This is a genomic window from Candidatus Paracaedibacter acanthamoebae (genome assembly GCF_000742835.1).
Classification (GTDB): domain Bacteria; phylum Pseudomonadota; class Alphaproteobacteria; order Paracaedibacterales; family Paracaedibacteraceae; genus Paracaedibacter; species Paracaedibacter acanthamoebae.
On the sequence record NZ_CP008941.1, the window covers coordinates 111,502 to 133,356 of the forward strand.

At 41.0% G+C, this 21,855-nt stretch carries 21 protein-coding genes and 1 tRNA gene; 11 read left to right on the plus strand and 11 right to left on the minus strand.

Going from position 1 to position 21,855, the window contains the following annotated elements; translation table 11 throughout:
- Positions 1-16: 16 nt before the first annotated feature.
- The 3 genes from rapZ (at position 17) to ID47_RS11430 (ending at position 3,985) form a co-directional block, all read left to right on the plus strand.
- A complete protein-coding gene (gene rapZ / locus ID47_RS00505) occupies positions 17-889 on the plus strand; it encodes an RNase adapter RapZ (protein ID WP_051908301.1) in 873 nt (290 codons plus the stop codon).
- Positions 886-1,896, plus strand: a complete 1,011-nt coding sequence (locus ID47_RS00510) for an asparaginase (RefSeq protein ID WP_038462759.1) — start codon at positions 886-888, stop codon at positions 1,894-1,896. Before rapZ ends, ID47_RS00510 begins: the two co-directional genes overlap by 4 nt.
- Positions 1,897-2,476: 580 nt before the next feature.
- Positions 2,477-3,985 (plus strand): pentapeptide repeat-containing protein, encoded by a 1,509-nt coding sequence (locus ID47_RS11430; protein WP_198022303.1) that lies wholly within the window; start codon positions 2,477-2,479, stop codon positions 3,983-3,985.
- 581 nt (positions 3,986-4,566) lie between these two features.
- Here ID47_RS11430 and ftsZ read toward each other — a convergent pair.
- From ftsZ to ID47_RS00545, 6 genes are all read right to left on the minus strand, one after another.
- Complete coding sequence (gene ftsZ / locus ID47_RS00520; protein WP_038462761.1) at positions 4,567-6,153, minus strand: cell division protein FtsZ; 1,587 nt, start codon at positions 6,151-6,153, stop codon at positions 4,567-4,569.
- 92 nt (positions 6,154-6,245) lie between these two features.
- Complete coding sequence (gene atpC / locus ID47_RS00525; RefSeq protein ID WP_038462763.1) at positions 6,246-6,521, minus strand: ATP synthase F1 subunit epsilon; 276 nt, start codon at positions 6,519-6,521, stop codon at positions 6,246-6,248.
- Between the two features lie 303 nt (positions 6,522-6,824).
- Positions 6,825-7,082 (minus strand): GNAT family N-acetyltransferase, encoded by a 258-nt coding sequence (locus tag ID47_RS13350; protein WP_084675809.1) that lies wholly within the window; start codon positions 7,080-7,082, stop codon positions 6,825-6,827.
- 152 nt (positions 7,083-7,234) lie between these two features.
- Positions 7,235-7,882, minus strand: a complete 648-nt coding sequence (gene clpP, locus ID47_RS00535; protein ID WP_038462765.1) for an ATP-dependent Clp endopeptidase proteolytic subunit ClpP — start codon at positions 7,880-7,882, stop codon at positions 7,235-7,237.
- A 2-nt stretch (positions 7,883-7,884) separates the two neighbouring features.
- Positions 7,885-9,312: a trigger factor gene (gene tig, locus ID47_RS00540; RefSeq protein ID WP_051908305.1), complete on the minus strand. Its 1,428-nt coding sequence runs from the start codon at positions 9,310-9,312 to the stop codon at positions 7,885-7,887.
- A 35-nt stretch (positions 9,313-9,347) separates the two neighbouring features.
- A tRNA-Leu gene (locus ID47_RS00545) sits at positions 9,348-9,432 on the minus strand.
- Between the two features lie 245 nt (positions 9,433-9,677).
- Here ID47_RS00545 and tssH point away from each other — a divergent pair.
- From tssH to ID47_RS00565, 5 genes are all read left to right on the plus strand, one after another.
- On the plus strand, positions 9,678-12,278 hold the full coding sequence (gene tssH / locus ID47_RS00550) for a type VI secretion system ATPase TssH (protein WP_038462767.1): 2,601 nt from the start codon (positions 9,678-9,680) through the stop codon (positions 12,276-12,278).
- A gap of 323 nt (positions 12,279-12,601) precedes the next feature.
- Complete coding sequence (locus ID47_RS00555) at positions 12,602-13,513, plus strand: hypothetical protein (RefSeq protein WP_038462770.1); 912 nt, start codon at positions 12,602-12,604, stop codon at positions 13,511-13,513.
- 173 nt (positions 13,514-13,686) lie between these two features.
- On the plus strand, positions 13,687-13,827 hold the full coding sequence (locus tag ID47_RS12695) for a hypothetical protein (protein ID WP_156956593.1): 141 nt from the start codon (positions 13,687-13,689) through the stop codon (positions 13,825-13,827).
- Positions 13,828-13,900: 73 nt separating this feature from the next.
- On the plus strand, positions 13,901-14,452 hold the full coding sequence (locus tag ID47_RS00560) for a hypothetical protein (RefSeq protein WP_038462772.1): 552 nt from the start codon (positions 13,901-13,903) through the stop codon (positions 14,450-14,452).
- An 18-nt stretch (positions 14,453-14,470) separates the two neighbouring features.
- The gene (locus ID47_RS00565) at positions 14,471-14,968 is read left to right on the plus strand and encodes a hypothetical protein (RefSeq protein ID WP_038462775.1); all 498 of its coding nucleotides are present in this window, start codon (positions 14,471-14,473) and stop codon (positions 14,966-14,968) included.
- Between the two features lie 330 nt (positions 14,969-15,298).
- Here ID47_RS00565 and tssE read toward each other — a convergent pair whose 3' ends face one another.
- From tssE to tssB, 5 genes are all read right to left on the minus strand, one after another.
- Positions 15,299-15,796 (minus strand): type VI secretion system baseplate subunit TssE, encoded by a 498-nt coding sequence (gene tssE / locus ID47_RS00570; protein WP_038462777.1) that lies wholly within the window; start codon positions 15,794-15,796, stop codon positions 15,299-15,301.
- Positions 15,796-16,407, minus strand: a complete 612-nt coding sequence (locus tag ID47_RS00575; protein ID WP_038462779.1) for a hypothetical protein — start codon at positions 16,405-16,407, stop codon at positions 15,796-15,798. Before ID47_RS00575 ends, tssE begins: the two co-directional genes overlap by 1 nt.
- A gap of 136 nt (positions 16,408-16,543) precedes the next feature.
- Positions 16,544-17,113: a hypothetical protein gene (locus tag ID47_RS00580; protein ID WP_038462781.1), complete on the minus strand. Its 570-nt coding sequence runs from the start codon at positions 17,111-17,113 to the stop codon at positions 16,544-16,546.
- A gap of 82 nt (positions 17,114-17,195) precedes the next feature.
- The gene (tssC, locus tag ID47_RS00585) at positions 17,196-18,662 is read right to left on the minus strand and encodes a type VI secretion system contractile sheath large subunit (protein ID WP_051908307.1); all 1,467 of its coding nucleotides are present in this window, start codon (positions 18,660-18,662) and stop codon (positions 17,196-17,198) included.
- Between the two features lie 22 nt (positions 18,663-18,684).
- A complete protein-coding gene (tssB, locus tag ID47_RS00590) occupies positions 18,685-19,218 on the minus strand; it encodes a type VI secretion system contractile sheath small subunit (RefSeq protein ID WP_038462783.1) in 534 nt (177 codons plus the stop codon).
- A gap of 245 nt (positions 19,219-19,463) precedes the next feature.
- On the opposite strand from tssB, the gene ID47_RS00595 reads away from it, so the two are divergent.
- From ID47_RS00595 to ID47_RS11435, 3 genes are all read left to right on the plus strand, one after another.
- Positions 19,464-20,231, plus strand: a complete 768-nt coding sequence (locus tag ID47_RS00595; RefSeq protein WP_051908309.1) for an NAD kinase — start codon at positions 19,464-19,466, stop codon at positions 20,229-20,231.
- Positions 20,228-21,058, plus strand: coding sequence for a peptide chain release factor N(5)-glutamine methyltransferase (prmC, locus tag ID47_RS00600; RefSeq protein ID WP_051908311.1), 831 nt, complete (start codon positions 20,228-20,230; stop codon positions 21,056-21,058). Before ID47_RS00595 ends, prmC begins: the two co-directional genes overlap by 4 nt.
- 162 nt (positions 21,059-21,220) lie before the next feature.
- Entirely contained in the window at positions 21,221-21,706 is a 486-nt protein-coding gene (locus tag ID47_RS11435) for a DUF4167 domain-containing protein (protein WP_051908313.1), read from the plus strand.
- Positions 21,707-21,855 lie beyond the last annotated feature (149 nt).

Below are 21,855 nucleotides of genomic sequence, written 5' to 3' on the forward strand. Positions count from 1 at the left end.
TGTCTCAGGAGGAATAATGGCGGAACAGGATCATAAAAAGCTACCGGATTTTATTTTTATTACCGGTATGTCAGGAGCTGGCCGATCCACAGCTCTTAAGGTTTTTGAAGATCTGGGGTATACAATTATTGATAACCTCCCGCAATATTTATTCGCCCATTTACATGAAGGCATTCAAGAGGGAAATTTGGGACTTCCCCTCGTTGTGGGTGTCGATGTTCGCACCCTTGGCGCTCAGGCTGGTAGTTTTTTGAAAACATTAGATAAGTTACGTCAAACCTATAATGTTAAACTTTTATACCTGGGCTGTCACAGTGATGTATTGATGAAGCGCTATAATGTCTCGCGCCACCGTCACCCCTATGGTCACAAAACGTTGGCAGAAGGTATTCAAGAAGAACGAGAGCGCTTAGCCCCCATCAAAGCTGTTGCTGACTATGTGATTGATACCTCCTTGCTGTCAGTTGTTACCTTAGGTCGTGTCCTTAAAAATATTTTTACGCGGGCGACGTCGCCGCAGTTGCAAATTCGTTTAATCTCTTTTTCTTACCGCAAAGGGTTGCCCGCTGATGCGGATATTGTTTTGGATGCCCGGTTTTTGGAAAACCCTCATTACGAAGAGCACTTGCAGCCTTTAACGGGGCGGGATGAGCCTGTTGCCAAGTTCTTGCAGCATGATCGATCGTGGACGAGTGTTTTTACGTCAATTAAGCAAACTCTGGAGCCCACTCTTAAGGGATTTAAAAACTCTGGACGGAGTTATTTGACAATTGCGTGCGGCTGTACAGGCGGACAGCATCGATCGGTTTTTATGGTTGAACAGTTAGCCAAATACCTTCAGAAACTTGGAGAAAATGTAATGGTTGAACATCGGGAGTTAGGATTATGAGTCAAACTGTAAACAATCCTGTATTGGCCGAGGTAAAGCGGGGCGACCTGATTGAAAATCGTCATCGCGGTAGCTATGCAGTGGTTGATAGTGAAGGCGATCTGATTGCAGCGGCTGGCAATTATCAGCAGTTGATTTTTGCTAGATCTTCTCTCAAACCCCTGAATGTGCTGGCGATGTTGGTGAGCGGCGCGGCGGACCAATTTAAGGTGACAGATGCTGAGGTTGTTTTAGCATGTGCATCCCACAGTGGGGAGCCCATTCATGTCAATTTAGTGGGATTATGGTTAGAAAGACTTGGTTTAACAGTCGATGATTTAGAATGTGGAATTCATGCACCCATGGGGCGAGAGGCTAATAAGCAGCTCCATCTCGCCGGTCAACAGCCGAATCCTTTGCACAATGCCTGCTCGGGCAAGCATGCTGGTTTTTTGACCTTAGCCAAATTTCTTAATCAAGAGGTGAAGGGATACAGTGCTGTGGGAAGCCCCCTGCAGAATCAAGTCATGCAGACGGCCGCTGAGATATTGGGGATTGAATGGCAGTCTTCTCCCAAGGGAACAGATGGATGCTCTATCCCCATGATGGGAATGCCCTTAATTACCTTAGCAAAAGGAATGGCGCGATTAGCCCACCCGGGTGATTTGCGATCCGATCTGCAGAAAGCTTGCGGTCGCGTGACTCAATCTGTTCAAGCCAATCCTCAACTGATTGCAGGTACGGGGCGTTTTTGTACCGATATTATTGAAAAAACTGAAGGAAAGATTTTAGTAAAAATGGGCGCTGATGGTGTGTTCACTGGCTGGCTTCCTGGCAAAAAGTGGGGGATTGCATTGCGTATTGATGATGGTAATCTGAAGGCTGCTGAAGTCGCTATGGCGGATCTATTAAAACGGCTGAAAGTGTTGCAGAACGATGATCTTTTGGATCATTGGATTCATCAACCCATAAAAACCTGGACCAAAGCCACGGTCGGGCAATTCCAGAGTGGTGTTAATCCAGTATAATTTTTTGAGCTATTTTTCTTCTATTTATCTTCTGAGACACTTTCGGCAAACCTCGATAGTTGCAGAGGAGTAAGGCTGGGCGAAAGTTAGAAAAATCTTTCAGTATCCTCTTCGTGATTTAAGAGAAGTATCTGTATGGCCATACTACCAACCAAAGTTCTAAGGAAGAATGAGTAATTCAGGCTTAATAGATAGATGATTATATAACTGCTTCCTATACAATAATTTTTATGCTTTTAGATAACTTTAAAAAATAAGTTTCAAGCGTTATACAGCATTCATTGAAAAATTAGATTTTTTGTGAGGAGAGATTAAACCTTAATTTAATAGTCTCACAGAGCTTACTCTTTCGAGTTGAGGTATGACAGAAAATAAAGGTCAACTATAAATTTGAAAAACTTAACGCGCATAAATCTGAAATTGCTGTTCAACAAAACGAGCTTAAAATAATCTTTGATAGTCTTAAAAGCCTTCTAGGTTAATAATAATTTAATTTTAAACAAGAAATATATTTTTTTTGTATTAAAAGAAGGAAAAAATTGAAGAGTTATTTATGGATTGTTCCTACCGGCTTCTAAACTTGAGTGATAAATTTTTTACTTTAAAACTTATAGTTGTCTCCATTATTTTATTTCCTTTATGGGAGAGGGTAGAGGCTAAAGAGGATGATTTAATAAGTTTGCATAATCAAATACATCAAGGGCAAGACGTTTATGCCGCAGGTTTTAATTTACACGGGGCAGATCTTAAAGACTTAAACCTTAAAAATATTAATTTTTCAGGAGCAAATTTAAAGGAAGTAGATTTTTCAAGGACGAATTTAAAAGGGGCAAATTTTTCAAGAGCGAATTTAGCAGGAGCGATCTGTGAGGATGCGGAAATGTCCAAAGCGAATTTTTTTCGTGCAAACCTAAAAGGAGCAAATTTCACAGGTGCAAATCTTAATGGAGCAAAGCTTAAGGAAGCCAGAGTACTTCATTTAAAATATGGTTCTGTACGTTCAGCAAAAGGGACCTTGTTTGAAAATAAAAGTGTGCTTTTGAAAAGATTAATGGAAGAAGAAAAGGTTTATGCTATTAAAAAGGTATTTCTGGCAGGAGAGATACCTTCCATTCCTATAAAGAGAATTTTTTCCTTACAAATTATTCATAAGTATTTGCAGGAAAAATTAGCTAGCTTAAGTAAAAAAGGGCAAGAATATATAATTCTCGATTTCCGTTCCTTAAAGGAACCACCCTCTTCCTCTCTTGTAGAGGTTCAAACTGATAAAGCTGAAGAATGTTTAAATTTTTTACAGGCGCCTCTTTTTAGAACTTTAGTCAAAAGAGTAATACCTATTTGTAAGAATCAAGCTTTAATAATCTTTCTACAAAATGAAAGCAGTATATTGTGGGATAAAAAGCCTCTCTGTGCTACGCTTGATCTTCATGGAAAAACACCTCTATTACTTAAGTATCAATGGATTGATAATTTTATTCAGAAATCTTGCCGCCATAAAGTCTATGCTATAGAAATTATTACGGGCAGAGGACTCCATAATCCTGAAGGTAAAATGGGAATTTTATGGAGTTTATGTCGTGAATATTTATTGAGTAAAAAGTTCCAGCCTTATGTGCATGAAATTTATTCCATAAGTAAGCAAGGGGGATGGAGAATTGTTCTTAAAAAAGTTAATCAAGTAAAATCAGTAAAAAGAAAAAAAGAACGCTTTTATAAAACTATGAGTTTTCAAGGAGCAAATCCAGCCTTTAAAACCCAAAAATTGATCCTCATTTCTTCAGACCAAGCTTTAAATCAACAGGAAAAATTGACTCCTGCTGTAAAATTTAAAAAGTCAAAAAGAAAGTCTAGAGTTAGGCGAGTAACTCCCCCCAATTACCCAAAGCGTAATCTTCTGACATATGCAAAAGTCGCTTCTACCGCCGGCAGCTCAAGCACTTGTAAGACTAAAAAGGCCACACCGATGGTAATAATTGGCAAAAAGAGTAAAGGTCCTGCCCGAACAAAAAAGCATGTTGCCTCAAGCATTAATTCGCGAAGCCCTTCTAAACCTAAGGGGCATAGTGCTAAAGGTAAGGATAAATCGTAATTATGATCTATTTTTGCGTACATATTGTTAGAAGAATTTTATTAAGCTACCCTTTAAATAGGTGCTGCAAAAAATAAATAGCTTAAAATCTCTTCTTTAACTTGTTGTTCTTTTGGAAAGAAGTCACTACCCTAAAGTATAAAAGAAATCTATGATGGAGCATACCTTAAAAATCTTTTCTTCCTCACTAAGTTAGATGTATCTTTTTCCTAGTTACTCACCCAGAGGGATTATTCCTTTCCTTGGAGGGGAAACATTCTTTAAAATCAGAAGGAACACTGAATAAAAATGTTAGAGGGAGAAGGAACAAAGGAGGATTTCTCTATTTTATCATTTCTTTTTAAAGGGTTACTCATTCTTTTCTGATATTGATCTTCCAATTTAAATATCAAGAATAAATTTATGGGCTCCCAAAGAATTTTTGATTTTCCGTTATTAAATTAGCTCAATTTATAAAATAACATTTACTTTTCCCTTATAGTACAAGAGAGTAGCCTTATCTAGTTTTGACAGGAATGTCATAAAAAAAGACAGTAGCGATAGCTAACTGTCTTTTTTTTTGTAATCTTGATGATTCTGATTTAGCCTTCTCGGCGAAGGAAGGCTGGAATTTCAAGGACATCACTGTCCTCATCCGCATGCTTATCTGCTGCCGAAATAATCGGTGTCGATTTTTTTGCTAATGTTTCTTCTTCTTCCACAGCAGCGCGTCCACGCGCGACCCCGGTAAAGCGTTCAAACAGAGATATTGGTTTTTTCTTTTCACTAGCCGGTGGGACCTCTATTGGAGACGGGTGAATCTTCGGCGCTTGAGGGGCTTCTGAAAGTTCTTGAGACGGAGCAGAACTGACAGCATCCACTTTATCCAGAGTTTTTCCAAGGTCAGCCACGATATCGTTTAGCATATCAACAGTTTTAGATTCCTCGGCTACTGTTGATCCATGAGATTGGGCGTGAGAGACAGCCTCTGGGGTAGAATTCAGTGTTTGCTGAAAAGATTCTTGAGATGGCACTGATTGACTTGGGCTTGATAGAATGGTTTCTGCTGATGCAGCTATTTCTGTTTCTGTCGTTTTCGGTGGGGTAAAGCTAGAAACACCAAAACCGAAATCACGGCTGGCAAAGTTAGACCCCCCGAAAGAGGGTGTCTGAGCTTTTTCAGGTTCTGACTTAGGCGCAGCCTGACTTGCAGATAAATTTGCATGAGATGGTTTAAAGTCACCAATACCAGTTGCTACAACAGACACCCGCATTGTTCCATTCAGTTTTTCATCAAAAGTGGAACCAAAAATAATATTGGCGTCAGGGTCAACTTCGTCACGAATACGATTGGCGGCTTCGTCGACTTCGTATAACGTCATATCAAATCCACCGGTGATATTGATCAATACGCCGCGGGCGCCCTTCATGGAGACGTCATCCAGCAATGGATTTGAAATGGCAGCTTCGGCTGCATCTAAGGCGCGACGGTCACCTTGGGCTTCTCCGGTTCCCATCATGGCTTTACCCATTTCAGCCATAACAGCGCGGATGTCAGCAAAGTCAAGGTTAATAAGACCCGGCATAATCATCAGATCAGTAACGCCACGTACCCCTGAATATAAAACATCATCTGCCATTTTAAAGGCATCAGCAAAGGTTGTACGTTCATTGGCAATGCGGAACAGATTTTGGTTGGGGATAATAATTAAAGTGTCAACATACTGTTGGAGTTCGTCGATTCCTTTGTCAGCTGTACGGGTGCGGTGAGATCCTTCGAAATGAAATGGCTTTGTAATAACGCCAACGGTCAGGACACCCAGTTCACGGGCAGCGCGCGCGATAACCGGGGCAGCTCCTGTTCCTGTCCCTCCGCCCATGCCAGCGGTGATAAAGACCATGTTGCTGCCCTTAATGAGCCCTATAATCTCCTCATGGGATTCTTCGGCGGCAGAGCGACCTACATCGGGTTTAGAGCCAGCGCCCAACCCTTGAGTCACACCTAACCCTAATTGGATACGGTGGTCGGGCGGCACCAAGGATTGAGCCAGCGCCTGTGCGTCGGTATTCGCAACCACAAACTCTACACCTTCAAGTTTTGCCCTAATCATATTGTTGACTGCATTTCCACCTGCACCGCCAACACCCACAACCGTAATGCGTGGTCTTAATTCCGTATCCATCGCCATAAAGATCCCTCACTAAATTAACTTATCTGTTAATTTATATCATTGCTTAAAGAAAATACAATTTCCACAGTTTTATATAAATGCTTTATAAATTAAAGCAATATCCCATCTGCCACAATTTCGCACTTGTTATTAACGATTTCTGCGAATCCACCGCTGATTGTAAAAACATCGCTGACGTTATCGTTGTGATAAATTTTTACCTCACCGGCTCTCAGAGTCGTTGCGAACGGAGCATGCTTTGGCAATACTCCTAACTCCCCTTCTTCAGCGGGAATGACAACCATTGACACCTCGCCTGTGAAAAGAGTTTTCTCCGGCGTCAGTAAGTTTAGATTTATCTGTTCATCTATAAGGTGCTTGACCATTTTTCCCTCTTTAAAAGTGGATGATGCTTCATCCTAGGACGTTTCTGCCTATTTGTCGAGGTGTATAAGTCATGATATTATCAGGATTTTTTTCTTTTTCAAGTGGAAGGATATACCGATTAATTTCAGAGCCAGTTTTTAGCTGAGAGTAAAATTATGGTAAAAAAATTTTTCTAGATAAATTTTGTTCTCAATCTTTGCTTCAGTGATTTATTTAAAATGGAACCCAAGCCGTTCATAAAAGATTAAGGCTGGGGTATTCTCAGCAAAAGCTGTCACCATACAATCTTTTATATTTTTATGTTACAGAGATTTGAAAGCGGCTGTGATCAGTTTTTTGCCAATCCCTTTATGGTGAAAGTCCTTTAATACATAGATGGCATAAATTTCACCTTCAGCTAATTTTGCCTGCCCTGAAATGCCAAAATCACAAAAGTCCACTATTTGATTATTGATTTCTGCTACCACGGAATATTTGCCAGGGGTATTAAACCATGATTTTCTCGTGTTTAATCGTTGATCATGATCAAGATTGTCAAGGATAGTGGCGGGTGGTAGTATGTTTGCATAGGTATGCTGTCAGCCTTGAATTGAGATATCTACAATGGTTTCAAGATCGCTTACTGTTGTGGGACGGATAATCATCTCAGCTGTTTTTCATTGAGGGGGGGGGAGAGTCATTATTTCTACCCCTTTAAAGGCCCCAACTATGACTATAGCTTATCTTTATTCGCTTCCAAAGCCAGTGCTGTTGGGCGATCGGTTACAACATGATCAATCAATCCAAAAGTTTTGGCTTCTTCGGCTGACATAAAATTATCCCGTTCCATGGCGCGTTCAATATCCGCCAAAGATTTTCCGGTATGATGCACATACATCTCATTAAGGCGTTGGCGCATTTTTAAGATTTCACGGGCTTGGATTTCAATGTCAGTGGCTTGACCCTGCGCGCCTCCGGACGGTTGGTGAATCATGACGCGAGCATTGGGCAGGCTGTATCGTTTGCCCTTTGTTCCCGCGGTTAAGAGTAAGGATCCCATCGAACATGCTTGTCCCATACACAGAGTGGCAATGTCACATTTAACATAGCGCAAGGTGTCATAAATGGATAATCCAGCTGTCACTACCCCGCCAGGAGAATTAATATAAAGAGCGATATCTTTGTGTGGATTTTCAGATTCTAAGAAAAGAATTTGAGCGCATATCAGACTTGCCATGTCGTCATAAACTTGACCGGTGATAAAGATAATGCGCTCTTTTAAGAGGCGGGAGTAAATGTCATAAGACCGCTCCCCCCGGTTAGTTTGTTCAACAACAATTGGAACCAAATTGCTAACCACCGAGGACCGATCGAATGCCATATTTACTCACCTTTAGATTTAGTCGTTTTCCCTTTCGAGGTTTTTTTAGCTTTTGTGTCGGTTTGTCCTTCATCATCTGCTTCAAATCCAGGGACAACGCCGCGGATGGCTTCGATAAGACCTTCAGGAGAGACCTTCTTTTCAGCTAATTTTACCTCTGTCAATATAAAGTCTACCACCTTATCTTCTAAAATGGGAGCAGCAATTTGCTCAACGGCTTGAGGATTTTTTTGGAAGAACGCAAAAACCTCTTTGACTTGGTTTGGATAGCGCATGGCTTCTTGGAAAATGGCTTGGCGAACTTCGGCATCTTCTACTTTAATTTTCTTTTCGCGAGCCACTTCAGAGATAACTAACCCTAGCCGAACGCGGCGCTCAGAAATATCGCGATATTCTTTTTTCAAATCATCTTCAGAGCGGTTGTCATCATCCTCGAGGGTGCCATTTTGACGAGCTTGTTCCAGTTCTTGCTGAAGGCGGGTCCAGATGGCATTAAATTCATTCTCAACCATGGTTTCTGGTAGGTCAAATGTATATTCAGTGTTGAGAGCATCCAAGAGATGGCGCTTTAAACGCATGCGGGAAAGGTTAACATATTCCCGTTCCATTGTTTCACGAACGCGTTTTTTGAAATCATCAACATTTTCGCAACCAAATTCTTTGGCAAGTTCGTCATTTAATTCAACTTTTGCAGGCTCTTCAATCTTTCCAACTTTAAGCTCAAGCTTTAGGTCTTTACCAGCAACAGCTTTATTGCTGAAATCTTCAGGGAATTTTTCGGAAACTTGAAGGGTATCGCCGCTTTTGACACCTTTAACAGCGTCTTCTAAGGCGCCGGATAAGAGTTTTTCTTCGCTACCCACGACAACATGCATGTGCTTGTCAAAGCCTTTGAATGCCTTACCATCAACAGTGGCCACTGCATCCAAATGAACCAAATCACCGTCTTTAGAAGCGCGTTCTTTGGCTAAAGGTTGAAATTTCTGATGGTTAGAAACGATTTCTTCAACTTTTTTAGCAATTTCTGCTTCAGGTAAGTCAACAATTAGCTTTTCTAAACTAATTTTATCAAAGCCTTTAAGATCGATTGTGGGCAGAACTTCAAATTCAATCTTAACTTCTAAGTCTTTATCTTCATCAAAAGATTCAACTGAGATTTTCGGCTGAGCAGCTTGGCGAATCCCGTTTTCTTTAGAGATTTGAGTAATGGCTGAGCGAACAACGGTCTCTAAAGCATCTTGAGTTGCGTCGGCGCCATAACGTTGCTTGAGGATTGTTGTTGGAATCATGCCTGGACGGAAGCCAGCCATTTTTACTTTCTTACCAAGAACAGTTAGACGGTCGTGAATCCGATTATTCATGTCTGCTGAAGGAACAATAACGCTATATTCTTGCTTCAATCCTTGGGCCGATGTGCGGGAGATCTTCATTATTTACTCTGCCTGAAATGTAATGATTAATTAAGTGGTGCGGGCGGAGGGACTTGAACCCCCACGGCTCTCGCCGCCAGAACCTAAATCTGGTGTGTCTGCCAATTTCACCACGCCCGCAAAGACGTATAACTACGATGATAACCATTTTTACCGTATTCTGGCAACATTTTCAACAGAAAATTGCATAAAAAATGTGAGCCTTGTATCTTTACGGATTTCATATCTTAACGAAGAAAGACCGGTAAAATTTTCAATGATAATCAATTAGATAAAATTTTACCTTAACTTCTGATGATTAGCTGTACACAGGGGGGAGGGTTAGATACCATAATATTAAACTTTCTTTTAAATGGGGTGATTGGATGGCAACAGAAATGAAGAATTTAGTGTCGAAACTGAATCACCCAAGTAAGCGTGCCTTGGAAGGGGCGGCGGCTTTATGCGTTACAAAGACTAATTATAATGTTGAAATAGAGCACTTTATCTATAAGTTGTTAGAGCAAGCCGAAACTGATGTGCGTCAGATTTTGCGGCAATATGATGTGGATATTGATTCAGTTAAGCGTTATTTGCTAGGAGCAATCGATAAATTTAAAACCGGCTGTACGGGCACACCTGTCTTGTCACCCAATGTTCTCATGGTGTTAGAACATGCATGGAGTATCGCTTCCCTTCGGATAAATCAATCTTCAATTCGCACGGCAGCTTTGATGTTGGCTCTGATTGATGTAGACCAAATTCGGGGTATAATTTTGGAATCCTGCCCCCTGATTCTTAGGATCCCGCGGCACACATTACGGCAAGATTTAGATTTATTGTTAAAAGCAAGCCCTGAAAATCGATACAGTTCAGTGATAAGTAATACAATCCAGGCTGACTCTGTTGGTTTAGAAATGTCAGTTAAGGCAGAGGGAGAAGCTTTACAGCGCTTTGCTACCAATTTGAATGAGTTGGTGGTCGCCGGAAAAATGGATCCAGTCTGTGGACGGGAGAAAGAGGTTTCTCAGTTGGTGGATATTTTGTCCCGCCGTCGTCAAAACAATCCTATCTTAGTAGGCGAAGCTGGGGTCGGTAAGACAGCAATTGTTGAAGGATTAGCACAGCGTATCGTGGGAGGAAGCGTTCCAGCCAGCCTGGAAAGTGCCCAAATTTATAGCTTAGATCTTGGATTGTTGCAAGCAGGAGCCGGCATGAAGGGCGAGTTTGAAGATCGTCTCAACCAAGTGATTAATGATGTCAAACAGTCACCTTTACCCATTATTTTATTTATTGATGAGGCGCATACGTTGATTGGTGCTGGCGGGACAGCAGGGACAGGCGATGCGGCTAATCTTTTAAAACCGGCCTTAGCGCGTGGAGAATTGCGCGTTATCGCGGCAACCACATGGTCGGAATATAAGCGACATATTGAAGGGGATGCAGCGTTGACACGGCGATTTGAGCAAGTCAAAGTCACTGAGCCGTCGCTTGAAACTTCTGGTATGATCTTGCGTTATCTTGTTCCCAGTCTTGAACGGCATCACAAGGTTGAGATCTTAAATGAAGCCATTGAGGCCGCTGTCCACCTTAGCCAGAGATTCTTACAGCATCGTCGACTTCCGGATAAAGCTATTAATCTGCTGGATACGACGAGCGCTAGAGTGGCCGTGGTACGTAAGGGTAAGCCTGCTGAGATGGAAACTCTAGAGAATCGTCACGCCTTAGTGACAGTGGAATTAGAGATGCTTCGCCGTGAAACAAAGGGGGGCACAATCAATCAGCAACGCTATGGTCAGCTTGAACAAGAGTTAAAGCATATCACAGCAGAAATCCAATCGCTGACTGAAAAGTGGCACCATGCGAGGCTTGTTTTAGATAAAGTGGATAGTCTGCAAAGTCAGCCGTCTTTGCCATCCTTAGGCGAGCAGCCAACCCATGAAAGTGAATTGCAAGCTTTGCATCAGCAACTCAACGAAGCTTTTGACTCATTAGGGGCATCTTATAAAGTTGATAGGCGTGCTGTGGCGCAGGTTTTGTCTTCATGGACGGGTGTACCTGTGTCAACGATGCTCAGTTATCACGATGGATTAAAGAAAGAAGATGTCTTTCAAAAATTGAAAGACCGGGTGATCGGCCAAGATTATGGATTGCAGCGAATTGCTCAGAATATCCTCGCCTATTCAGCGGGTATGGCCGATCCTCATAAACCGATGGGTGTTTTTTTGCTTGCGGGCCCGAGTGGGGTGGGTAAAACTGAAACGGCACAAGCCTTAGCGGATGTGCTTACCGGCTCTGTCGATAACTTGATCCGTATCAATCTATCTGAATTTCAAGAACCCCATACAGTGGCAACCTTAAAAGGTGCGCCTCCGGGTTACGTGGGATATGGCAAGGGGGGTGTTTTAACCGAAGCTGTTCGCCGCAATCCTTATAGTGTTATTTTGTTGGATGAGGTGGAAAAAGCGCATCCTGACGTTATGAACCTATTCTACCAAATCTTTGATAAAGGGCAAATGGAAGACGGGGAGGGAGTGGAAGTTAGTTTCCAAAATTGCCTGATTATCTTGACCTCTAATATTGGCGCGGAAGTTATTTCTGATTTCTGGGAACGAAATAGTGGTCAAGTAGATCAAGAATTTTTTTCAACGGTTGAACCAAAACTATGGTTGGCTCTTAATAAACGATTTGCTCATGCCTTTTTAGCGCGTACGACGGTTATTCCTTATGCGCCGCTGGGATTCGGTGAACTGGCTCGTATTACACGGCTCAAATTAAGCGAAATTGATGCGAGACTGAAACAGCAGCATCAGGCAGATCTTATTGTTGTAGATGCGGATATTCAGCGGATTATTGAAATTTCCCAAAGTCTGCAGCAAGGGGCCCGTGCGATTGATAAGGTTTTATCCTCACAAATTCTACCAAAATTGTCAGAACGGTTGCTAAAAGGTGATGGGATTAAAGAAATGCGCTTGGCTGATATTTAATTAACCTAAATTATTTGAGTAAAATGCGTAAGACATTCTCCATCAATTAAAAGAATTAAGACAAGTTATAAGAGAGGAATAAGAGGGGCTCAATTTTTCTACCTTATGCTAAAGGTGGGTGTCTCCCCTTTCTTAACATTTGAGACAGTCGTATTAAACTTAGGATTAATCCTATAGATTGCTGCTCTAACCTTTAAATAAACTTTCTAAAGGATGAGGTTAAGTTAAAAATTCTATGTATTTTTTTGTAGAAACTTGAATTTTTACAATTAATTCTTATATCTAGAATAATTGATATTTTTATTATAGTAGAAAGAATAGTCATGTTTAGACCATTTGAAGCACCTTTCAGTACCTTTTTCCGATTACTCATTCTAATATTTATAGTAAGTTCTTGGGGAAGTTATAGCCGGGGCAGCGAAGAGAAAACTACTTCTACCCCCAAACAATCTATCCCAATAGAAGATATAAGCGATGAGAGCGAATTAAGTGAAGAAGATATAGAAGGATCAGCCTCTTCCCAGCAGCCACACGGCAACATGGTATTTAAGCTTGGCTTTGAATTTCAGGAAGAAAATGGTTTATGTCCATGGGCCTTGACTGATACTAATATACAGAAAAAACGTCTATTTAGTATTGTTGATTTCAAACAACATAAACCTTTGCATGTTGTTATTGATGGTAATGATATTGAATTTGTTACGCGACCTTTTTCATATAAAGAGCAACAGGATCTTTCCATTTGTATGGACCTTTTTCTGGGGACTACCAATCTTCTTGAAGACCTTTTGAACAAGGATAACCAAATTACATTTGAAAAATGGGTGACCTGTATCAGAGAGCAGATTAAAAAGTTCTCTTTTTCTCTAAAAAACCATAAAGCATTTGCTCAGGTGAAAGATCAATATATTATTAAACCATCACTAGAATGGAAATCTAAGTTTACTCCTCAAGTGACAATCCAACATCCATTAGAGTACGCTATACCTTTGTATTTTGCACTTTTAGGTTTTGATTCACCTTATATGTTCATTTTATCAGCAAGCTTACCATTGCGTGATGAATTTCTAAAAGCCCAAAAGCAAGGGAACTTTGATAATTTTTCTAAATTTGTATACGCTTATTCCAGCGTAAAAATGAACGGCTTAGCTTTTCTGCACGCTTTAACACTTGTTAGGATGGCCCCTGTTAAAAGTTCTTCCCCGGATCTAATTAAGGAGAAGTTATTAAAATAAAAGAAAAAAAGAATAAATATGCCAACATTCCAGTAGTAACTGAGCCTAAAGAGGAAAGCGGAAATGAAGAGCAAGAACGGCTAGAGGTTCTAGCGGAAAAATTTCGTATTGAAAGTGATGCTCTGCAAACAACTCTCAAATATTTTGAAAGTTCCCATCAAGTAGACCCTAAAATGCAATTAATATTAATGTCGCGCCGTCCTTTTAGTTCTATGTTTGAGGATATTAATGTACAACAAGGTGAATATAGCGAATACTTTGAGACGATGATGGGATACAATATTAAATTTCAAAAAATTCCTCTCTCAATTTAATAGTACAAATTATGGTGAACAATTTTATGATAAACAAACAGGTAAGGTAAAATCTCTTATCCATTTTAGAAAATTGTTTGAAGAAGAATTTTATGAACAACATCAAGAAGTTCTCGATAAACTATTGAAACAAGGAGTTCTTACTACCACTATGCTTAGAAATTTTAAGGATGATGTTATGGTTGATGGTATGCCTATTAAGGCACTCCTTGAAAATTATTATCAAAGTATAGTAAATAGTATACAAAGTCCAAAAAATAGGATTATAATAGATGTAGATAATGCTAGATTTGAAAGTATTCCGAGTCATCATGATGCGTTATCTCCTCCATGGTTTCTAAATTCTGATAATTCTATGGGGGCCTATAATCAAGAGATGTCAACAGAAGAAAAGAAATTTGGTGAAGCTATTATAGAAGTTCGTGCCATACCATATATAGGCCCTTGGTTTCTTAGAAAATGCGGCTTAGATGAAGGCGTGACGGGTTCATTCCTTAGAATACCGGGTCCTACATCCAAAGAACATGCTCTTAAATTATTTAACTTTTTAAGTAATTTTGGAAGTAAAAAAGACAGAGAAGAAATATTTTATTTAGGAATGCTTTATTCTTTGAGAGAATATTAATTTAAGGGAGTAAATAAAATGCGCAAAATATTATTAAGTTTGTTAATTATGGCTTCTCATTTGCCCAGTAAAGCCTATGAGTGCACAAATAAAGTTTTAGAGTCTGAAGCTAACGCCTATGTGTCTAAAATATGGTCGAAAGTTTCTTTGCAAGAAGAGCAAATTAAAGAGAGTTTAACCTTTTTGCATAAATCTCCTTCTTCACAAAATAAGTATGAAGAATATCTTGATACTAAGAGGTTTAAAGACTTGTATGAAGATATCAAAGGAATGCAAAAACCTGAACTGGAAGACTTTGCAAAGAGCTGCCGCAAGATCTATAAAAAGGAAGAATCTATTAATAGAATTGCTGTATTTATGCTGCTTCAGAAAATTGCGGATAAATATAATCTTATTCTAGAAAAGAATAAAAGTCTAAAGCCTTCTAAGAAGCATGAAGATAAGGGTCATAAACTTTCAAGCAACAAACTGCTTGAGCTCTTTCTTAACGCTGATAAAAATATTAACGTCCATTAGGATAGGGTTATCATGGATATTAATAAGCTAGAATCGGGGAAAAAATAAAAATCTAGCTTGGCTGTGTGTTGAATTTAGAAGAGAGTATTAAAAGAGTTCCTTTACCGGCCATCCCTCTCTTTTCCAATTCCCCGCTGTTTTTTCTCTTTCCTATTCCTGGCTGAAGAGCTGAGATCTTGAGCTGCTTGGCGAGTACTCGTGTAATATCAAGGCCCTAGGTCAAGCCCGGCAGGAGGGGGATGATCTCAATCATCCCAAAACTTCCCTTTTTCCGGGCAAGCGCAAGCGCGACCCGGAATGAGGGAGAAGGGAGGTAATGGCCTATTTCTCTTAAACTTCAATTTCCATTGGAAAGGTGACTTCTTCCTGGAAATCTTTCATATTAAGCTCAGCATCGATGATGGCATAAAGTCGTGCTTTTTTAATGTCAAATTCTGTGATGGTAACAATAGCGTTCTTTAAACGCGGTTCAAAAAGCCGGATGGCATTTTCGCACAATCGAGCAATGCGAGGGTAATGTCCCTTGTTTGTGGCATCATATTGAGAAAAATCAGCTAAGCCATAGAGTTGGGGTAAACCAAAGTTTCGTTCATCAGCCGCCAATTGATCATACTCTGTTTTTTTGGCATTGGCCCGTGTATTTAAAATTCGGGACAGTTCGAATTGAATCGATTGCATCAACTCAAACCGATTATAAAATCGTTTAGCCGGGACTTCTTCTTGAACACTGCGATCAGTATCGATAAGTTTTTCAAATAATGAAAGAGGAGCCCCTTGCTCCCGCTTAGGCTCCGCTAATGATTCTTTAATGATATCTCTTGTTATCATTATGCCTCGGCTGTCCCTTTCGTATAGTCAAAGAAGCTGACGTTGTTTCCAACTTTTTGTCCATCTTGTCCATATTTTACAACTGTATTTTGACGCGTTTCGGGACGGAAAGAAAGAATCAATTTATCTAGTTGTTGCTGTGTTGATTCAATGCGGCAATTTGTATAGGTAATAAATTGTAGAGGGACCTTAAGATCAGTAATATTCGCTAAACGAATCAGTTTAATGGCGGCAATGTTAGATCCTGTATTCATTTTATTTTCAAGACTTGCAACGTAATCCCCCATCGGGATTGCAATCACAACACTCGAATGCTGGACAGCAGAGGTGGAGAACAATTGATTTGCTGTATTGCCTTTTGTTAAGCGAGCTTGTTCAGAGTACCACCCTAGTAATTCTGCGCATTGCGTCAGATCGGCATCAGTTCCATCCGGGCTGCCTTCAATGGTTGAACTTAACAGGTCATCAATCATAACCATCCATTCAGGGGTGGCGACGTGGGAGGTATGTTGTATTGTCGGGGCATGAATTGGTACATTCATTCCTGCACCAATCACCGGGCTTTGTCCATATTGAAGATTGCTGTGGGCGAATCCAAAACCTTCACTCATTCTTTTTCTCCTGACTATATCTATCTTATCTCTATAATGACGCTGTGCTGGTTAATTTTTAGTAAAAATTTATATTAATTTTTATTAAAAATCCCCAAGGCTAGGTGGGGATTTTAAAGGGGAGTGGGCGATAAACTTAGGTTGCTTTACCGGTAACATAATCAAAGAAGCTAACGTTTTGACCCAGTTTGCTGCCATCTTGAGCATATTGAATCACAGTATTCATCCGCGTTTCAGGGCGAATGGATAAAATAATCTCATCGAGTTTTTGTTGAATGGATTCCACCTTGCAATTTGTATAATCAACTTCTTGAATGGGAATTTTAAGATCCGTGATATTGGCCAATCGTACGATTTTAATGGCGGACAAATTTGACCCTGTGTTCATAATTGTCTCTAACATGGGAAGATATAGTCCATTAGGAATCACAATCAAAATATTTGAGTGTTGTACGGCCGATGTGGAGAACAATTGGGATGCGGTGCTGCCCTTGGTTAAGCGAGCCTGTTCCGCAAACCAACCATATAACTCTGTAAAGGTTTCGTAACCCTCGATGTTAGATGATAACAGTTTGTCAATTGAAATCATCCATTCAGGGGTGGTGACACTGTTGAGATGTTTAATGCGAGGGTCCACGACAGGAATACTAACATTCTGATCGCCGACTAAAGGAATGCTACCGTACTGTGTATAATTATGGGACATCTTGTCTTTCCTCCTAAAAGCTACGTGCTTTGTCTTTCGCTAACCTCCCGGGCAATTGCCCGGAGCTTAAGTTAAATCTTTATCAACCTGCTGGGGCAGGTAAGGTTGCAACCAAGCGAATCGACGCTGTTAATTCTTCCATTTGCAAGTGTGGACGAATATAAACGACAGAACGGTATGACCCTGGTTTGCCGGGGATATCATATACATCGACACGAGCTTCGCGTAATGGGTAGCGTGCTTTAACGGATTGCGGCGCATCATCATTCAACAGAACATAGTTAGCAATCCATGTATTGAGATACTGCGACACGTTATCCGCTGTGAGGAAACTACCAATTTTGTCGCGCATAATCACTTTGATATAGTGGGCAAAGCGCGAGGCATTTAACATATAGGGCAAGCGAGCCGAGAGCGAAGCATTCGCCGTTGCATCGTCCAAGTTATACACTTTTGGTCGTTGCGTTGTTTGGCCGCCAAAGAATGCTGCATAGTCTGTTCCCTTACAGTGAACCAAAGAGATAAATCCAAGATCGCTCAATTCTTTTTCACGGCGATCCGTAATGACAACTTCGGTTGGGCACTTGAGGGCAATATCACCGTCTGCAGTCTTGTAGGTATAGGCTGGAAGTCCTTCGACTAACCCACCTCCTTCGACACCACGAATCGCAGCAAGCCATTTATACTTAGCAAAGGCATCTGTCAGTTTTGTCCCCAGCGCATAGGCAGCATTGGTCCAGCAGAATTTTTTAGAATCGGCACCGGCGACATCTTCTTCAAAGTTAATGCCCTCTGCTGGAAGCGTATTGGCGCCATAGGGTAAGCGCATCATGACGTGGGGCAAAACCAAAGCCACATATCGTGAATCTTCGGAATCCCGGAAAGAATTCCACTTAATGAGCTCTAGGCTTTCAAAGATTTTAGCCAGGTCACGTGGACGACCCATTTCTTCGAAAGAGTCAAAGTCAAACAGGCGAGGGTGAGCGGCCGAAATGAAGGGGGCATGGGCTGCTGCTGCTACCTGAGATAGCTTAGAGAGCAACTCCATATCCATCGGATGGCGTGTAAACTCATAGTCGCCGAGTAAGCATGAATAAGGATGACCACCATAGGTGCCATATTCTTCTTCATAGATTTTCTTAAAAAGGGTACTCTGGTCAAACTCAACGGCTTTTTCTAAATCATCCAAAAGCTCTTGCTTAGACGCTGTCATCAATCGCAATTTTAAATGAGTTCCTGTTTCTGAATTCATGACCAAATAATTGAGACCACGCCAGGATCCTTCGAGCGTTCTAAATTCCTCACTGTGCATGAATTCATTCAGTTGAACAGCGATCAGGTCATCAATTTGTTGAATTCGTTGATTAATAAAGGTGACTGTATCATTGCTCAAGACATTCCCTTGTTCGACAACTTGCCGAACAAATTCTTCAACCAAATCGCGAGCGAAAGGTTTTTGGGTGTCGTCTTTTGCAAGCTTACCCTTTGTCATTAAGACATCGAGGGTGACTTGCTCTGGGGTCTGAGGCTGAGTAATAGTGTCTGCCATAATTTTTCTCCCTTATCCTTCGTTAGCTCGCAGGGGTATCAGCTTTTGCAGCTGCTGCGTCATCTGTCATACCAAGTTCGGTTTTTAAAGCGGTTTGTTGTTCTGTGCTGGTAATTACTTCATGCAGTAATTCATCCAGCGCATCATTCCCATCTAGCTTTGTCAGCATGTCTTTTAATTTTGTTCTCGCTTCATAAAGTTTACGCAATGGTTCAATCTGCTTAACAATGCTTAAGGGTTGGAAATCATCCATATTATGGAAGAACAACTCAGCGCTAAGGTGGCTGCCATCATTGGCAAATTTATTGTCCGTCCGTAAAACCAAACGAGGACGAATCTTTTCCATGATGTCGTTAAAGTTATCGCGATCGATTTCCACGAATTTACGATATTTGAGCGCAGCAGGGGTGTCAGCAGGGTGGCCAGCGAGGTCTGCCATAATTCCCATAACGAATGGCAATTCTTTCATGACAATTGCATTGCCGATTTCCACGTCATAAGTAATTTGGACACGTGGCGAGCGGACCCGGTCTAATTTATGTTGAATACTTCCCATTTAATTAACCCTCCCATACTTTGGGTATAAGTGTATCTTTAACTCTCATATTGGGGGATAACGTTTAAGAAACGCTTAACAAAATAAAAAATTTTCCAGAATTTTATGAATTATAATAATAACAAACCAGGAATAGGGGTAAGGAGGGGGTATAACAGAAACAAAAACGAGAAAAATTTGTTTGAATTGAGTATATTTATAAAAATAGCTTATAATGTCACTATAGATTTATTAAGCGTGATACCATGAATATTCAAAAAATTGCTTTATTTCCCTCTCGCAACCCAAAGGCTCAAGAGTTTCAAGAAAAGACTCTAAAGCATTTGCAGCCGGTGGCTCTTGATCAAGCCGACTGTATTGCTGTTATTGGGGGAGATGGATTTATGTTACATGCTCTGCATAATTTACGACATTTAGATGTTCCATTTTTCGGTGTTAATGCAGGCACTGTTGGGTTCCTGATGAATTCTGTGGCACCCGAGGATTTGCTTGATAAGGTTAAACATGCCCATGAAACAGCGCTGTATCCTTTGCGCCTGACCACCATTGATGTTGAGGGTAAAGAGCAAGTGCATCATGCCATTAATGAAGTTTCTTTAATGCGCCAGTCTTCCCAGGCTGGCAAAATTCAGATTGAGATTGATGGTATTGTTCGATTAAATGAACTGGTGAGTGATGGGGTACTGGTGGCCACACCAGCTGGCAGTACGGCTTATAATTTGTCTGCCCATGGGCCAATTATTCCGCTTGGGGCAAATTTGTTGGCCTTAACACCCATTAGTCCCTTTCGACCCCGACGGTGGCGAGGGGCCTTGTTGCCAAGTTCTGTTAAGATTAAACTGACAGTTTTAAACCCTCGAGAGCGGGCTATGAGTGCCTCTGCAGACTACCAAATGGTGGAAAATATTGAACAAGCGCAGATAGAGCAAGTAACGGATTCATTTTTTCGCCTCCTTTTCACAGAAGACCATAATCTGGACGATCGTATTATTCGTGAACAATTTACCCCATGAAATTTCAAGCAGCATTTAAAAAACTTCTAGAAAAAATGCAGGGTAGCCCAGCAGAAAACCCTGTTCGTGAACTAAGGTTGTTGATAGGTCATGTTTTGGGGCTTTCTCAAGAAAAGCTATTATTTGAGGTACCCCTTGAGATTAGCCCTGCAACATTCGAGACTTTATCCAACTATGTGGATCGACGTTGCCAGCATGAACCATTGGCCAAAATTCTGGGTTATAAAGAATTTTGGGGGTTAAAATTTAAGGTGACAGCTGATACGTTGGATCCGCGGCCGGATAGTGAAATTCTAATTGAGACAGCCTTGAAGTATATTTCAAACCTTCCAAGTCCGGTGCATGTTTTAGATTTAGGGACAGGTTCTGGCTGTTTGCTCTTAAGCCTTTTATCTGAAGTGCCTAAGGCAACAGGTGTGGGGATTGATTTTTCTGAAGCGGCGCTCGCGGTAGCTCAGGAAAACGCCAAGGCCTTGGGACTACAAGATCGCTGTCAGTTTGTTCAATCCAATTGGTTTGAGGCTATAGCAGGCAGTTTTGATATTATACTGGCTAATCCGCCCTATATTGACCCATCTGAAACTTTGTCACGACAAACTTTATATGATCCTGCAAGCGCCTTATTTGCGGAAGATAAGGGCTTGGCTGATTATAAGGCGATTTTACAGTCTGCACGGGGCTATCTTAAAAATAAGGGCATAATTATTTTAGAAATTGGTCATGCTCAGGCTGATTCAGTAAATTTTATTGCCCAAGAAAATGAGTTCAATCTGCTTGTCAAGGTGAAAGATTTCAATCAATTAGACAGGTGCGTGGTTTTTTCTTAGATTTTCTTTAAAAATAAGAGGAAATAAAATTCTTGGCAAAGAGACAAAAGAGTTGTTAGACTGGAAATAGCTGTGTCGCGGTTTCGAGAGAAATCTTAGCGTTGAGAGCGTAGTCGGTCATAGAGACCATTATAAATTTTCAAAAAATTAGGTAAGTTATTAATGTTAAGAAGAAATCGTTCGCGAGGTTCTACTGTTCGTCGATCAAATAATAATGGGGGACGTCCGACGTCAGATCGCAATGTCTATGAACGGCCCGAATCACGCCCACGTTATGGTGTGGCTGCTCAGAATTACGAACGTTACTTGAGTCAAGCAAAAGAAGCTTTAGGTTTTGGCGATCGGGTTCAGGCTGAATACTACTATCAGCATGCCGATCATTTCTTGCGAATTCTCAATGAGTATCGCGAACACCGAGAACACCAGCAAGCTAATCAATCTCACTCTTCGATGCCTTCTCAAGGTGGAGAAGAAGCTGTTGCAGAGGGCAATAGCGTGCCTGAGTTTGCGCTTGTAGAGGGTAATGCTCCTCTTCCTGAGTCTCAACCACCAGTTGAGACTGCTAAAGTCCCTCCGCGTCGTCCAGGGCGTCGTCCGCGACCAAAGACTGAGGATGGCATAGTACAAGAAAAGTCTGCCGCAGAGTAATTTTTTCGATGATCTCATCGAGGCTACCTCTTTATTTAATAGCTAAGGCTTTATTCTTACTGTTGTCCCGAAGATGTGTTTGAAATGGGGGTAGAGAGTATAAACGCCTGTTCAACAGACAGAACTCTCTATAGATTTACAAGATTTTG